Here is a 13,831-nt window from a genome sequence, read left to right on the forward strand (position 1 = left end):
CGGTTCGTGATGTTGGTGAAGATTGCCAGCAAGGACTCTGAAGCTGTCGTCAATGCTCTGATAAGACACGCCGGCAAGCTTCCGCAGGAATTGTATAAATCGCTGACGTGGGATCGGGGCACGGAGATGGCTGGCCACAAGCGCTTCACTGTCGCGACGGACATCAAGGTCTACTTCTGCGATCCCCAGCATCCCTGGCAACGCGGCACGAACGAAAACACGAACGGGCTGCTGAGACAGTACCTCCCAAAAGGAACCGACCTCTCTGCCTACTCGCAAGCCAAGCTCAACGCCATTGCCCGACGGCTCAACGAACGTCCACGCAAGACACTAAACTTCGATACACCGGCTGAACGATTCCATCAAGCTGTTGCATCGACCGGTTGAATCCACCATCGGCTACAGCCGAACGCGTCGGGCTACAACCGGCCAATAGCCGACACTCGACGCAAACGGCCGAATCGATGACAATTTGGCTTCCAGAACGTCCGGCATATGCGATGAAACTGTACGGTATTCGACTCCGTGAGCATGCGCTGTCTGACGCCGATCGGTTCTGCGAATTGCAAATGAGTTCTCGTGTCGCACGATATGTGTCATGGCTCCCGCGAACGCGAGAGCAATGCGAGAAAGCTCTGGCTGACGTGATAGCGCAGCAAAGTTCCGCCGAGCGGGTGCGATTCTTCTACGCAGTGGAATTTCAGCACCAGGCTGGAATGATCGGAAGCGTCGGATATACAGTTCGGGATCCTGGCTCGGCCGATTGTGGATGGTTCCTTTTGCCCGCTTTTTGGGGACAAGGCTACGCGGCTCCGGCAGTTCGCGAACTGCTGCTGCAAGCGTTTGGTTCGGGCGGGATCGTAAGCATGGCAGCATCATGCTCGGTTGAAAATTGGGCCTCTGTTCGGGTAGCGGAAAAATGCGGATTTCGCTTGATCTCAAGGACTCGCGGGCGCGCGCACTTTGAAATCCGGCTGGATGACATTCACGAGCTTGCTCTACATGGACGTGTGTAGACGCTCGTTACCGCCGGTTTCGGTCACTCGACAGTGCGGCCGGATTTGGTGACAATCTGAGCAGTGCTGCTCGTTTAGGCCGCGTAGATCCGCGATGAATCTCAACGAAAGATTAGTCGAAATAGCCCGACAGTCATCTTGGTGTCTGTCGGCGCTGTCGGCGGCACGTGCAATGGGCCTGAAATCCTGGTGCATTGGCGCAGGGGCCATTCGCAATTTGGTCTGGGACTCGCTCCACGGATATGTGACTCCGACACGCCTAGCCGACGTCGATTTAGCCTACTTCGACCCGTCCGATTTGTCGTCGATTCGCGATGCCGAAATCCAGCGCAGCCTCACCGCGCAGTGTCCCGAAATTCCGTGGGAGGTCACGAATCAGGCCGCTGTTCATCTCTGGTTCGAGAGCGCCTTTGGGCATCCGGTGCCCCCCTTCAGTTCACTGGCCGAAGCCATTGCGTCGTGGCCGGAGTACACGACGACGGTAGGACTGACTTTGCTTCGTGACGGGACAATTGATGTCTGCGCGCCATACGGGCTCGACGACCTCTTTTCCATGGTGGTACGACGCAATCCAGTGCGTGTCAGCATTGATACCTATCTTCAGCGAATCCAGCAGAAAAGATACAAGGACCGCTGGCCCCGTGTGACCATCATCATTTAGAGATGTCGCAGGCAGTCAAGGGGCGAGTTACCGACGGAAGTCGACCATAAATGGTCAATCGACGCGAGAGGATTCCCGAATGCTCACAACAGCGTTCGTCGTTGAGGTTCCCGCAGCCGAGTCAACAGTAGCGGACCTTCGGAGCCGGTTTGATGCTACCTCTGACTTGGGCGTGCCGGCGCATATCACGGTCCTGTTTCCCTTCATGCCGCCTGACGAAATTACGCCCGATGTCCTTCATCAGGCGCGAAGCGCGCTGAGTAACGTGCAGCCGTTCGAATTTTCGTTGAGGAAGGTCGAGCGGTTTGCGGTCACCACTTATCTTGCTCCCGATCCGCCAGAACCGTTCGTCGCCTTGACGACTGCGCTGATCGAGCGATTCCCCATGTTTCGCCCCTATGGTGACGGACACGATGGCATCGTCCCGCATCTGACTGTCGCACACGGCGATGCTGCGACAGCACATTTGGCTGCCGTCGAACTCGAACATCGTCTGTCTGCGCGGGAGGCGATTCGAACGTGCTGTAGCGCTGTCGCTCTGCTGGGGAACTCGTCGGGCCGCTGGAGGAAGATGCATGTGATTGATCTTCCAAATGTCTACGTGTAGTGACGATCGACCGCAGTCCGGTCTGGACTGTTCCATGGGACTATGCATCTGGCCGATCTGAAGCGAATGGCTGCTTTGTAGAAAGCTGACCGTCCGTTCCGGGTCGTTCAGCGATATTCGGGAAGCTAGAGCTAGAGCACCTAGCCGCCTGACGTACGAAAAATCCGAATCTTGAGGGCTCCAGCACGTTCGCCGGGCTTAACTGACTTCTCTGTTCCATTGCTCCCCGGCCCCCGACTTGACCACACCCCGGAGGCGGCACTCATTCCCGGGATGGTGAATCAGCAAATATGGGTTTTCACACGCATAGAGGTTGTTGACGAGGTTGTACGCGCATTGCAAGGTTTGCCGTCCTTAACCCCATGGGCGCCGCAAACGGAAAGCGAACGCAAATAAATTGCACGCGGCGCAATTGCTTCGGTGCGTCCGCGTGCAATTCAACACGGATTTAGAACCGATGCCGCAATGCTACCCGGATCAGCACCTGATGGTTGTTCGACGAGTCACCCAGGTTGTCGATATCGGCAACGGCAGCGGCTCCTGTCGATGACGTGCCTGACGCTCGCTGCCAGCCGACTGTACCGTAAATGTCGGTTCGTTTGGAGAGCAGGTAGTCTGCCATGAAGGCGATTTGGTTGTAGTGTTGGTTCCCAACTGCCGTGCCGCTCGCGGTGCGTACCGTCGCGCCATTCATGTAGTCGTAGGTGAAGCCTGCAAAAAAGAAGGGGGAAAATTGGTATTGCGCGCCGATGTCGAAGTTATTGAAGCGAGCTCCACTACTGCTAAACTCCGCCCCGAGTTGCCCATATTGAACGTTCGAGTAGGACGCCGCGACGGTCAATGCGCCGATTTTGTAATTGGCGGCGACAATCGCAGATTGATAGGATTGCGCGCTCTTGTACGCCTTGTTGAGCGAAAAGGCCAGTGGAGATGAACCGCTTGCGTTATCGGTGAAGAATCCGGATCCCGCGGTTGCGGCCGTCGGATTCTTGAAATACTCAAACGCAGCACCTATCTGGAACGGACCATATTGATAAGAAGATCCCAGTGAATAGCCGCTGTTAGCGGTGAGGTTTCCTGCTACGCCCCCAACGCTATACTCGCCGCCGAATTTGAGGCCGTTGAAGTTCGGACTCATATAGCGAATGGCATTGTTGACGCGCACCGTGTTCGCGCCGTTGTCGATGTCCCCCGGATGGACTGCAGCGGGACCGCCGATCAAACTGGCTGCAGTCAGGGGTAAGGGAAAGTAATAGATAATGTCGTACTGACGGCCAAAGGTGAGGCTGCCGAGGTGGTCGCTGCTCAGGCCAACGAAAGCCTGACGACCGAACGCGGTGCCTCCTTGTCCGAAAGCACCATTGTTCAAATTGATGCCTGACTCAATCGTGAAGATTGCTTTCATGCCACCGCCCAGATCTTCACTCCCGGTCATACCCCACCGGCTGCCAAAGATTCCGCTCAGTGAATCGAGAAAAACCCGCTTTCCGCCTCCATTGTTGTTCTGAAACATCACGCCTTCGTCGATGACGCCATACAACGTGACATTGCTTTGAGCGTGTGCTGCGACTGAAAAGCCGGTGGCGAGAGCGGCGCAGACAATTTTCTGTCTGTAGGTTGCATTCATCATATAGTATCCTAACTAATTATGTTAACCTTTGAGTTCGCTGCGCCGACGAACGCATTCGCTAGAGATCGAACGCGATACATACTGAAAATTCACGAGTCAGTCGAATGGCGCAGGAACCTCAGCGCACAAGCGGACCTTGTGCGCGGCGCTATATTTGAATGGCGAAATATCGAGGTAAAATATCGATCGCCAGGTCCTCCTCCGGATTGCAGAAATAATGGTGCGGCACGCAGGCGGTATCGGCCGCGATGCGCGTGAGAGGGAAGGATTGCATTCGGTTGTTCAAAGATCGCAATGTGTCGATGCGGTCCGACGTGCGATTACTCACGGGTGGGGGGGCGTCACGGTTGTCTCCAATAGATCGGTTTTTGTATTTGCTGATATTGCCGCAGGCTACTTCATGCGCCTCGGCTCTTACGGTAATGCAACGTCCATGCCAGCGAGACAGCAGCGTGTCGGGGTGTGCGCGGATCTGAGCTCACGCTGACTTCGGTCGGAGCGATACGGCAACGTTCGGTCGTGACCTCGTGTCTATCGGTGTTTTTGGCTTCGACAACGATGTACTTGCGAAAAACAGCTATGTGACTTCGTGTACGTGACGCGGAAACGTCATGTGGGCCGCCTCGTCCGATGCTCAGAGCTCTGTGGAGTAAGAGCGTTGTCGGAGGAAAAGTGTTTGCGAGATTCTTATATCGTTCAGGAAGGTCGCGCACTGGGCGCGACCTTGCGCGACCACGCGGGCGTCAGTGCGCAATACCCTGACCGCCGTCGACGTAGATTGTTTCGCCTGTCAAGAACGCGATACCCGGGGTAAAAAGAGTCGCCACGAGTGCGCCGACTTCTTCAGCGGTGCCTGGATGGCCGCGCGGAATTCGCTTTTCGAGATAGTCGGCCAGCGGACCCTCAGTGATCATGTGTGCGTTCAGGTCCGTCTGAATATAGCCGGGGGCGACGTTGATGACGCGGATCCCTTTGCTCGCCCACTCGACTGCCAAGCAGCGTGTGATGGCGCCGACGGCCGCCTTGCTAGCGCAGTACGCCAGGTTGCGTTTGACACCGAGTTTGTCGAAGAAAGAGCCGATATTGACGATCAGCGCGCTACCCGCCGATACGAGATGGGGATAGGCCGCCTGACACGCGGAGACGACAGACGTCGCGTTCATGTCCATCACCTGATGCCACTGATCAAGGGGCAACTCCGCCGACGGTGCGTCGATGTGGAACCCCGCGTTATTGACGAGGCCGACGATTCGCCATTCTTCTTTGGAGAGTTCGCCGAGTACTCTCGCGAGGTCCTCCGGACGCGTGACGTCGGCGGTACGCGGTAGCCAGTGTGCGGACACTTTTGGACAGGCGTCGGGAAAGGATGGCAGGGCGCCCGAACGCGACAGACAGGCAACGTAATGGCCTTGCTTGGCCAGGGCGCGTGCAATGGCAGCGCCGATGCCTCGGCTCGCGCCTGTTACGACTATGCAATCACGGGTCATTAAGACTACTCCAAGGGGAAGCAATTGCGGTGTTCGAGGGCGAGTCGATAGCGCACGTGCCGATCGACTTTCTGCCCTCGCGACACGCGCGGAATTGTGGATTGGAAATATGTCAGGCGGTGCGAAACCGTACAGGAGCCGGCTCGATACGGCCGTCCCGTACCCACTGGACCAACTCACGTTTCAGGATCTTGCCGCTGGCGGTCAGCGGAAATTCCGATAGTGCGATGAAGTACTCGGGCATATCGAACTTCGACAGGCCTTCCCGGGCCAGATGCGCAAGCAACTCGTCGGCGGCGGGCGGAGCGCCGTCTCCGATAATCGCGAGGCAGACCTTTTCGCCGAGGCGTTCGTCCGGTATACCGAATGCCGCTGCTTTCTTGACGGCAGGATGACGATGGGCGAACTCTTCTATGTGCGACGGATGAATGTTGTGGCCGCCGCGGATGATCAGATCCTTTTTGCGCCCGACGATTTCGAGGTTGCCGGCGTCATCGAAGCGACCCAAGTCGCCGCTCATGAACCAACCGCTGCTGTTGAACGACGATTCGGTCGCCGACTGATTGTCGAAGTAGCCGAGCATCAGCACGCCGCCGCGGCCGCCGATTTCGCCAACTTCGCCGGGAGCGGCCTCAAGATCGGGATTATCGGGTTGCCATAGGCGCACTTCGTATCCGTCACATGCCTTTCCGCACGTCGCGGTAATGACGTCAACCGAATCGATCGGGCTGGTGTATTGATGGGAGCCGTTTTCCGTCATGCCGTAAACGTTCTGCGGCGTTGCGCCAAGAGCGAGCAGCTTGCGGGCGGTCTCACTCGGGATCAGGCTCCCAGCCATGTAGAAAACCTTGACGGAGCCGAGGTGCGTGACACCGCGTCGCTCTATCTCCTGCAGGAGGTCGATCGCGTGCGTGGGGACCCCCATCACGTAGCTGGCTTCGGTCGATACGATCAGGTCCAGCGGCGCGATGCCGGCTGTCGGATCGTAAATCACCAGTTCACAGCCTGCGACGAGCGCTTGTTCGAAGGCGACTGTGCCGACGTGATGAGTCAGCGGACTCAGCGTGAGCAGTACGGTATCACTGGTTTGTTTCCAGTCGGACACCAACGCGCGCCCGTTCGCGAGCAGCGTGTTGTCGCTGTGCATCACGCCTTTCGGCGTGCCGGTCGTGCCGCTCGTGAATGCCAGATAGACGACTTGATCGGGGTTCTGGCTCGGCGGCGGAAGCGGAATCTGTGGAATGTGTCCCGGAATCGGAAACGGGTGGGTTCCGGGCGGCGTGTCTGGATCGGCTACACGCAATGAAGGCAGCGCATACACGCGCTTGACGTGACCCAAAGCGTTGGCGCCCGAGAATACATCAACCCGATTGGCATCCGCGCCCCAGCCGGGCTGGGCAAACAACGCCCGGCACTCGATACGGCCGAGCATCGATAGGATTTCGGCAACCGTGTAGTTCTGATGCAACGACGGGTTGCAGACGTATCCGTTGCGGGAGCACGCCAGTTGAATGACCGTCATTTCGACGCGGTTCGGGAGCCATACGGACACGCGATCGCCACTACGCAATCCGCTGTCGTGGAGATCGGCGGCGACGGCGTCTGCCCACGCGACGAGCGCACTCCAGGTCAGGCGCCTGGTGCTGTCTCTCACGGCGAAAGCGGCGCCTCGCTCGGTCGCGTGGCGTCTCGCGAGCGAGTAAAGCGTGTCGGTTTGCCAGATTCCGGTCAGATAGTGTTTTCGGGCCGTTGCCGGATCATGCAAGGTAAGGAGATGCGACATGGTCGGGAATTCCAGGAGGCGTGCGGGTTAATGGCCGAATCGAGTTGCATCCGGCGCCCTGCGGTCAGCGAATGCATCGGCCAGTTCTGCGTGCTCGTCGGAGTCGAGGTATGCGCGCAGGAGCAGGTCGTGCGCCATGCGCGACAGGCCGGAAACGCCGCCGTGGCGCGCGTTGAATGCTGCCTTGATCGATGCGAGCGCGAATGCGCCGCGGTCGGCGATTTCGAGCGCCAGCTTGCGCGTCGCCTCTTGGAGTTCCGCGTCCGGAACCACGTGATTGATGAGCCCCCATTCGAGCGCTTCTCGTGCGGTCAACTTGGGATTGCGATACCACATCTCTTTCGCGCGCTTTTTGCCGACGAGATCCTCGAGATACCAGGTACCGTAGCCGCCATCGAAGCTACCGACCATCGGGCCGACTTGTCGGAACACCGCGCTTTCCTTCGCGATGGTGATATCGCATACGACCTGCAGCACGTTACCCCCGCCCACAGCGTAGCCGTTGACACACGCAATCACCGGTTTCTGCAGGCGGTCGATGCTCTCGTACATTTCGAGGGTCGGCAGAACGCCTGCATACAGCAGCGAGTCCTCCATGCCTTCCTTGCGGCCTCCCGTACAAAAGAACTTGTCGCCAGCTCCGGTAATCACGATGACGCGCGTGCGCGTCTCGCGACGGATTTCGTTGATGCAATCGCGAATCTCGTGGCACATACGCGGTGTGAACATGTTGCCGTCTTGCGGGCGATTGAGCGTGATGGTGCCGATCGGGCCGTCTTCCTGATAGATGATTTCTTCGAATTGCATTGATTGTCCTTAGAGGGATGCGCACTGCGCGAAGTTGAAGGATTTCGGACGATCGCGATGGACTGCGATAGCGCAATTCGGGCCTTTGAGTCGACCCGATGGCAGCCGGCGTGAGCATCGCGAATGTCGTCACGGCGTTTAATCTGCAAGCTCCGTGCCAAACTGACGAGCATTGGGAAATCGCAATTGCGTCCGGAAAGTGCGGTAGCCAGATGGGTTGAACCATCGGCGAGTGTCCGCCGCGACGACAGCAATCGATCGTGTTGGGGTGATTTCCGCGCAGACACCACGTGCCCCATTGCACCGCGCGCGGCTGAGTGCCGATGTACTGGCATGCCGGGACGAGATTGCGTGGTGCCGGTGTCGAGCTGCCGCCTGGACAAAAAAGCAACCCTCCTGGAGGGCCGGGATAATCGCAGCAACGGTTCGAGGTCAAGCGCCGGCTTCGAGGCCAGGCCGCAGCCTCAAGCCGGATCGGGTGCGACTTGCGCTTGCTTACTGGTCCGATGCGGCTCGCTTGAAGTCCGCGGGGCGGCCGTCCACGGCGGCGCCGAGTCCTTCTTGAAACTCGGGACTCGACATGGCCAGGATCTGCCCGAATCCCTCGAACGCGAGCATGTCGTGAAGGCTTGTTTCGAAACTGCGTGCCATCAGGTTCTTGGCAAGACCCATGACCTCGGCAGGACCATTCGCGAGACGCGTGGCTTCCGCGAGTCCGATTTCATCCACCTTCGCGTCGGGCACCACCTGTGCAACGAGCCCAAGCTCCAGCGCGTCCTGTGCGGAGAGCGTCGCGCCGCTGTAAAGCAGCCGCTTCGCAGCCGCCATACCGATGAGCCGCGGAAGGTGGTACATCGTTCCAATGTCGGGCACTACCCCGATACGGAAGAATCCTGGGATGAACTTCGCCCCCTGGCCGGCGATTAGCAGGTCGCCTGTCAGCGCGAGACCGAATCCTCCTCCCACCGCCTGACCTCGCACGCCGATGACGACCGGCTTATCGAGCGTGATCAGCGGGGTGAGCCATTTGCTCATGCCGCGAAAGCGCCGATGGACGGTCCATGGTGCAGACGCATTTTTCAGCAGGTTCAGGTTCCCCCCGGAGCAGAACGTCGGACCTTCGCCGGTGAGATAGACCGCGCGCACTGCACGATTGTTCTGCGCGTATTCGATCGCGTCGCCGAGCTGTTCGCGCAGTTCGGTCGTCAGCGCATTGCGGTCGGCAGGGCTACAGAGCCGGATGACAAATACGGAACCTTCGATCGAGGTGTTTACCAGCTGTTCGGTCATGCGATCTCTCCTGGATGCTGCTTTGATGAATGATTGCGGATGCACGCAATCGCCGTGCCAATTGGCTTGGTTCGACGTGATCGGCATGCGGTACCCGTTGCGTGCATTTTTTGCGGAACACGAATGTGACCTAGCGGCAAACTCGAAATGCATGTGCGAACGTCGACTTAGCGAGCAATGAACGTCGGCATGGCGCTTGCATGATCGAGCGCGTACGAGCTTGGCGCGCCTTGAACACGCCAGAGAACACAACCCGATTCAACGGAGATGCCTCGATGTTCGCGAACAATACGCTGGCCGGCCGCGTTGCCCTGATCACGGGGGGCGGTACGGGTATCGGTTTCGAGATCGCCACGATGTATGCCGGTCTGGGCGCGTCGGTGATGCTCATAGGCCGCAACGAGGAGCGCGTTCAGGCGGCAGCTCGGACGATCAACGAAAGCGGTGGCCGTGCCGCTGCACGGCGCGCGGACGTACGCGATTACGACAACGTGAAAGCCGCGGTGGACGGCGCGGTCGAATGCTTCGGTGGTCTCGACGTACTTGTGAACAATGCCGCCGGAAACTTCGTATGTCCGACAGCGGAACTCTCGCCCGGCGGTTGGCGGGCGGTGATCGACATCGACTTGAACGGCACGTTTCACGGCTGCCATGCAGCCTATCCGCATCTAAAGCGATCGGTACACGGTGGTTCGATAATCAGCATCATTACTATGCTGGGGGTGACCGGCTGGCCAGGTGCCGCGCACGCGTCGGCGGCAAAGGGCGGCATCCTGTCGTTGTCGAGGACATTGGCCGTAGAGTGGGGCGGTGACAACATCCGGGTCAACACGATTTCCCCCGGACCGATCGGTGATACCGAGGGCGTGCGTCGCATGTACGAGGAAACCGGCCGTGGCGAACTGGAGGTCAGGAAGACGGCGCTCGGCCGATTCGGCAGGAAGGCGGATATCGCGAATGCGGCTGCCTTTCTGGCGTCCGATCTCGGATGCTATATAACCGGCGAAAATCTGATCGTCGACGGCGGCCGGTGGCTCAAGTACGTCGCTGCGTAATCGTGCCGATCCGGCGGGCGTTCCGCCCACTCGATCTGCTCGAAGCGTTTGTGCTCAGTCCATCGTCAGTACGACGCGACCCGTCGCACGACGCGTGCCGATCAGCCGGAGCGCTTCGGAGAAGCGGCTCAGGGCAACGGTCTGCATGATGTTGGCGCGCAGCGTCCCCTTGGCCCACATGGATGCCATGACCGTATGGGCTTGCGCGACCTTCCACGGCTGCCGATCGCGATAGTCCGTCCATTGCAATCCGCTGACCGTCGCGTTTTTTACGAGCAGGTAGCCGGCCTTGACTTCGGGAATCCGTCCGGCGGCGAAGCCGACGGTGACGATTCGGCCATCCCACGCAAGCGCACGCAGCGACGCGTCGAAGATTTCGCCACCGAGCATATCGATCACGATGTCGGCGCCCCGGCCCCGATTCGCAGTATGGACCTGGGTGCGAAGGCTGTTGCGCAGATCGGGCGCACTCAGATCGATGATGCTGCACGGCACGTCACTGAGCAGCGATCTCGCACGCTCCGGTGAATTCACGCCTGCGAGGACCGTCGCACCCATCGCGCTTGCAATCTGCACGGCGGCATAGCCGACCGCGCCTGTGGCGCCATTGACGAGTACGGCCTCGCCGGGCCAGCGGCCGCGTTCCATCAGTGCGAACCACGCCGTTTGCGCCGGAAGGCCTAGGACGGCCGCTTCTACGAACGCCATATCGTCGGGCAGCGGCAGACATTGATCTTCCTGCGCGAGCACCTGCGTTGCGAAGGCACCCCATTCCACATGGATCAGCACGCGATCCCCCGGTTTGACCCGCGTAACGCCCGGTCCGACTATGCGTACGATGCCCGCGGCTTCCTTCCCGGGGGTGAATGGCAACGGCGGGCGCGTTTGGTATTGACCTGAAATCACGAGCAGATCCGGATAATTGACCGCAGCACTTTTGACCTCGATGACGACCTCGTGCCTTCCCGGTTCGAGATCGGGGAATTCCTCGATCGTATGAATTTCGGCTAGGCCGAGCGTCTTGATTTGAATCGCGCGCATTACTCTTTCTCCGTTTTTTCGAATATGGACGAGTGCTTCCGGCTATGCCGGGTGAATTCGCCGGGCCGTGCGTATCGCATTGCAATGCGCGTGCCATTCTCGTCGCAGCTGGATCGACCACGAGCCCGCTCGGCATGTCATTGGATTGTGCGCGGCAACTCACGTGTGTCTGTATCGCGGACACTTCGCAGTGCGCCGTCCGCATGATGTACACGATCGAGAACGTGTGTGTTGCGGTCGCCGCTGGCAGCGCGGGCTCCGACGGCCGATAGCGGTTGCAAAACGACCCATGTTGATCGATGGCATGCATGTTGCTGAGATGACGTGTCGAAAAGCACTTGTGGTGGGCTGACGAAGATGCCGTTCGGCGCGGCCCGATCGAAAGACCCGTGAAGGAGGAAGCGCGTGGATAAGGCGACGTCAGAGGAGATCGATTCGGTACGCGACCTGGTGACGCGGTTCATGCACAACGAGGTCGTGCCGGTCATGGACGAGTTCGAGAAGCGCGGACAGTTTCCGCGAGCCCTGGTGCGCGAGGCCGGCGAAGCGGGACTATATGGGGCTGTTTTTCCGGAGTCGGTGGGAGGGAGCGATATGGGCTACCTCGCGGCGGCGGTGATCCAGGAAGAGATGTGCCGGATCGACGTGCGCTTTGCATCATGCAACAACCAGCAGGGATCGACGTGCCCGAGCGCCATCTACTTCGGCGGGACGCCGCGCCAGATCCGCAAGTACGTGCCGGACCTGCTGGCGGGAAAGGCGATCGGGATGATGTCGCTGACGGAATCGGGCGGTGGTTCCGACCCGGGTGGCAGTATGCAGACGTTCGCGCGTCGGGACGGGGATGTGTACCGGATCAGCGGACAGAAGATGTTCGCTTCGATCGCGAACGAGACGGATGTCGGCGTGTTGTTCGCGAAGACCGACCGTGCGGCCGGCGCGAAGGGGGTGACCGCGTTCATCGTGCAGCCGAAGAAATATCCGGGATGGACCGCTCAACCGATTGACATGATGGGATTGTCGAACGCGTTCCGGACGAACGTGGTGTATCTGGACGATTTTGTCGTGCCGGCTGAGGACCGGCTCGGCGACGAAGGGGACGGCTCCAAGATCATCATGCGTACGCTGCAGCCCGGGCGCGTTGGGGTGGCAGCCAAGGCTCTGGGGGTTGCGCGGGCATGCTACGAGGATGCGCTGCGTTACGCGAACGAGCGGACTCTGCGCGGCCAGCCGATCGGCCGGTTTCAGATGATTCAGTCGGATCTTGCTGAGATGGCGGTCGCGATCGAGGCAAGTCGGGCGCTGGTTTACAAGGCCGCGCAGATGATGGATGCGAGCCTGCCGTCGAATCGGATCGCGGCGATCGCAAAATACCACGCATCCCAGACCGCAAAACTTTGTGCGGACAAGGCGGTGCAGATTTTCGGCGGCTATGGACTGGCGAAGGAATACCGGGTGTCGTGGTACCGGGCATATGCGGACATGTTCTTTACGGGAGAGGGATCGGCGAACGTGCAGAAGATTCTGATCGCCGAGGACGCGTTGGGATACAAGCTGGCGGACCGCCATCACGGAAAGACGGGACTACGCGACATCCGAAAGGACGATGTGCTGAAGAAGTCAGAACAAACTGAGTAGTGAGGAGGACGATATGTCGGAACAACTTAGATTAGAAATAGATCGTGGCATTGCTACGATCACACTCAATCGTCCGGACAAACTGAACGCCTTTACCGAGGCGATGCAGGACGCGTGGATCGAGGCGCTCGAGGAGTGTCGTGCGAATCCGGACATTCGCGTCGTCGTGATGACGGGCACCGGGCGCGCATTCACGACGGGCGGTGACGTCGAGACCTTTTCCGCATCGGCAGCGCAGACGCCGGCGAATATCAAGGCGCGAGTAGCCGACGGCGTACAGCGTCTGCCACGCAAGATCACCGAACTCGACAAGCCGGTGATCGCTGCATTGAATGGACTGGCGACAGGCGGTGGACTGGACATAGCTCTGGCATGCGACATCCGTTTCGCAGCGGAAAGTGCACGCTTTGCCGAGACCTACGTTCGACTGGGACTGATTCCCGGCGTTGGCGGAGCGTATCTGCTGCCGCGCATCATCGGGATGTCGAAGGCACTCGAGATGTTCTGGACAGCGGACTGGATGGAGGCGCGCGATGCAGAGCGAATCGGTCTGGTGAACAGGGTATTTCCGGACGCGGAGTTGATGGACGAGACGCATGCGTTCGCACGCCGGATCGCGGATGGGCCGCCGCTTGCCGTGCAGTTGATCAAGCGAGTGATGCGGTTTGGCCTGGACAAAGACCTGCAGACGGCTCACGAATTGGTGGCTGCGAATCTGCCGATTGTACGCGCCAGCGAGGACCATCAGGAAGCGGTGAATGCGTTCAAGGAGAAGCGCACACCTAAATTCATCGGGCGCTGACAGCGCCGTCGACT

13 protein-coding genes are annotated in these 13,831 nt (G+C 59.4%); 7 read left to right on the forward strand and 6 right to left on the reverse strand.

What is annotated here, in order from left to right:
- The 4 genes from ACTJLD_RS10800 to ACTJLD_RS10815 all read left to right on the forward strand — a co-directional run.
- A partial coding sequence (locus ACTJLD_RS10800; protein ID WP_440658690.1) for an IS30 family transposase occupies positions 1-387 on the forward strand: 387 nt, incomplete at its 5' end.
- A gap of 113 nt (positions 388-500) precedes the next feature.
- A complete protein-coding gene (locus ACTJLD_RS10805; protein ID WP_440658692.1) occupies positions 501-1,016 on the forward strand; it encodes a GNAT family N-acetyltransferase in 516 nt (171 codons plus the stop codon).
- Positions 1,017-1,110: 94 nt separating this feature from the next.
- On the forward strand, positions 1,111-1,677 hold the full coding sequence (locus ACTJLD_RS10810) for a nucleotidyltransferase family protein (protein WP_440658693.1): 567 nt from the start codon (positions 1,111-1,113) through the stop codon (positions 1,675-1,677).
- A gap of 79 nt (positions 1,678-1,756) precedes the next feature.
- Positions 1,757-2,284 (forward strand): 2'-5' RNA ligase family protein, encoded by a 528-nt coding sequence (locus ACTJLD_RS10815; protein ID WP_440658694.1) that lies wholly within the window; start codon positions 1,757-1,759, stop codon positions 2,282-2,284.
- 448 nt (positions 2,285-2,732) lie between these two features.
- On the opposite strand, the gene ACTJLD_RS10820 is transcribed toward ACTJLD_RS10815, so the two are convergent.
- The 5 genes from ACTJLD_RS10820 to ACTJLD_RS10840 form a co-directional block, all read right to left on the reverse strand.
- A complete protein-coding gene (locus tag ACTJLD_RS10820; protein WP_440658695.1) occupies positions 2,733-3,911 on the reverse strand; it encodes a porin in 1,179 nt (392 codons plus the stop codon).
- Positions 3,912-4,657: 746 nt separating this feature from the next.
- Complete coding sequence (locus ACTJLD_RS10825) at positions 4,658-5,401, reverse strand: SDR family NAD(P)-dependent oxidoreductase (RefSeq protein ID WP_440658696.1); 744 nt, start codon at positions 5,399-5,401, stop codon at positions 4,658-4,660.
- Positions 5,402-5,513: 112 nt separating this feature from the next.
- Entirely contained in the window at positions 5,514-7,184 is a 1,671-nt protein-coding gene (locus tag ACTJLD_RS10830; RefSeq protein WP_440658697.1) for a class I adenylate-forming enzyme family protein, read from the reverse strand.
- A gap of 27 nt (positions 7,185-7,211) precedes the next feature.
- A complete protein-coding gene (locus ACTJLD_RS10835) occupies positions 7,212-7,991 on the reverse strand; it encodes an enoyl-CoA hydratase-related protein (protein ID WP_059497406.1) in 780 nt (259 codons plus the stop codon).
- Between the two features lie 495 nt (positions 7,992-8,486).
- Complete coding sequence (locus ACTJLD_RS10840; protein ID WP_440658698.1) at positions 8,487-9,281, reverse strand: enoyl-CoA hydratase/isomerase family protein; 795 nt, start codon at positions 9,279-9,281, stop codon at positions 8,487-8,489.
- 275 nt (positions 9,282-9,556) lie between these two features.
- Here ACTJLD_RS10840 and ACTJLD_RS10845 point away from each other — a divergent pair, with 275 nt between their 5' ends.
- Entirely contained in the window at positions 9,557-10,336 is a 780-nt protein-coding gene (locus tag ACTJLD_RS10845) for an SDR family oxidoreductase (protein ID WP_440658699.1), read from the forward strand.
- Positions 10,337-10,390: 54 nt separating this feature from the next.
- Here the strand turns inward: ACTJLD_RS10845 and ACTJLD_RS10850 are convergent, their stop codons facing one another.
- Positions 10,391-11,377, reverse strand: coding sequence for an NADPH:quinone oxidoreductase family protein (locus ACTJLD_RS10850; RefSeq protein ID WP_193093301.1), 987 nt, complete (start codon positions 11,375-11,377; stop codon positions 10,391-10,393).
- 405 nt (positions 11,378-11,782) lie between these two features.
- Between ACTJLD_RS10850 and ACTJLD_RS10855 the strand changes: the two genes are divergently transcribed.
- Both ACTJLD_RS10855 and ACTJLD_RS10860 read left to right on the forward strand, forming a co-directional pair.
- The gene (locus tag ACTJLD_RS10855; RefSeq protein ID WP_440658701.1) at positions 11,783-13,015 is read left to right on the forward strand and encodes an acyl-CoA dehydrogenase family protein; all 1,233 of its coding nucleotides are present in this window, start codon (positions 11,783-11,785) and stop codon (positions 13,013-13,015) included.
- Positions 13,016-13,028: 13 nt separating this feature from the next.
- Positions 13,029-13,817, forward strand: coding sequence for an enoyl-CoA hydratase/isomerase family protein (locus ACTJLD_RS10860; protein WP_193093299.1), 789 nt, complete (start codon positions 13,029-13,031; stop codon positions 13,815-13,817).
- The last annotated feature ends 14 nt before the right edge of the window (positions 13,818-13,831 follow it).

This window comes from Burkholderia sp. 22088 (assembly GCF_052045915.1).
In the GTDB taxonomy this organism is placed as follows: domain Bacteria; phylum Pseudomonadota; class Gammaproteobacteria; order Burkholderiales; family Burkholderiaceae; genus Burkholderia; species Burkholderia cepacia.

Bases quoted from the DNA above. Each gene is read 5' to 3' on its own strand.
- ACTJLD_RS10805 (WP_440658692.1), top strand. From the start codon at position 501: ATGAAACTGTACGGTATTCGACTCCGTGAGCATGCGCTGTCTGACGCC.
- ACTJLD_RS10810 (WP_440658693.1), top strand. From the start codon at position 1,111: ATGAATCTCAACGAAAGATTAGTCGAAATAGCCCGACAGTCATCTTGG.
- ACTJLD_RS10815 (WP_440658694.1), top strand. From the start codon at position 1,757: ATGCTCACAACAGCGTTCGTCGTTGAGGTTCCCGCAGCCGAGTCAACA.
- ACTJLD_RS10820 (WP_440658695.1), bottom strand. From the start codon at position 3,911: ATGAATGCAACCTACAGACAGAAAATTGTCTGCGCCGCTCTCGCCACC.
- ACTJLD_RS10825 (WP_440658696.1), bottom strand. From the start codon at position 5,401: ATGACCCGTGATTGCATAGTCGTAACAGGCGCGAGCCGAGGCATCGGC.
- ACTJLD_RS10830 (WP_440658697.1), bottom strand. From the start codon at position 7,184: ATGTCGCATCTCCTTACCTTGCATGATCCGGCAACGGCCCGAAAACAC.
- ACTJLD_RS10835 (WP_059497406.1), bottom strand. From the start codon at position 7,991: ATGCAATTCGAAGAAATCATCTATCAGGAAGACGGCCCGATCGGCACC.
- ACTJLD_RS10840 (WP_440658698.1), bottom strand. From the start codon at position 9,281: ATGACCGAACAGCTGGTAAACACCTCGATCGAAGGTTCCGTATTTGTC.
- ACTJLD_RS10845 (WP_440658699.1), top strand. From the start codon at position 9,557: ATGTTCGCGAACAATACGCTGGCCGGCCGCGTTGCCCTGATCACGGGG.
- ACTJLD_RS10850 (WP_193093301.1), bottom strand. From the start codon at position 11,377: ATGCGCGCGATTCAAATCAAGACGCTCGGCCTAGCCGAAATTCATACG.
- ACTJLD_RS10860 (WP_193093299.1), top strand. From the start codon at position 13,029: ATGTCGGAACAACTTAGATTAGAAATAGATCGTGGCATTGCTACGATC.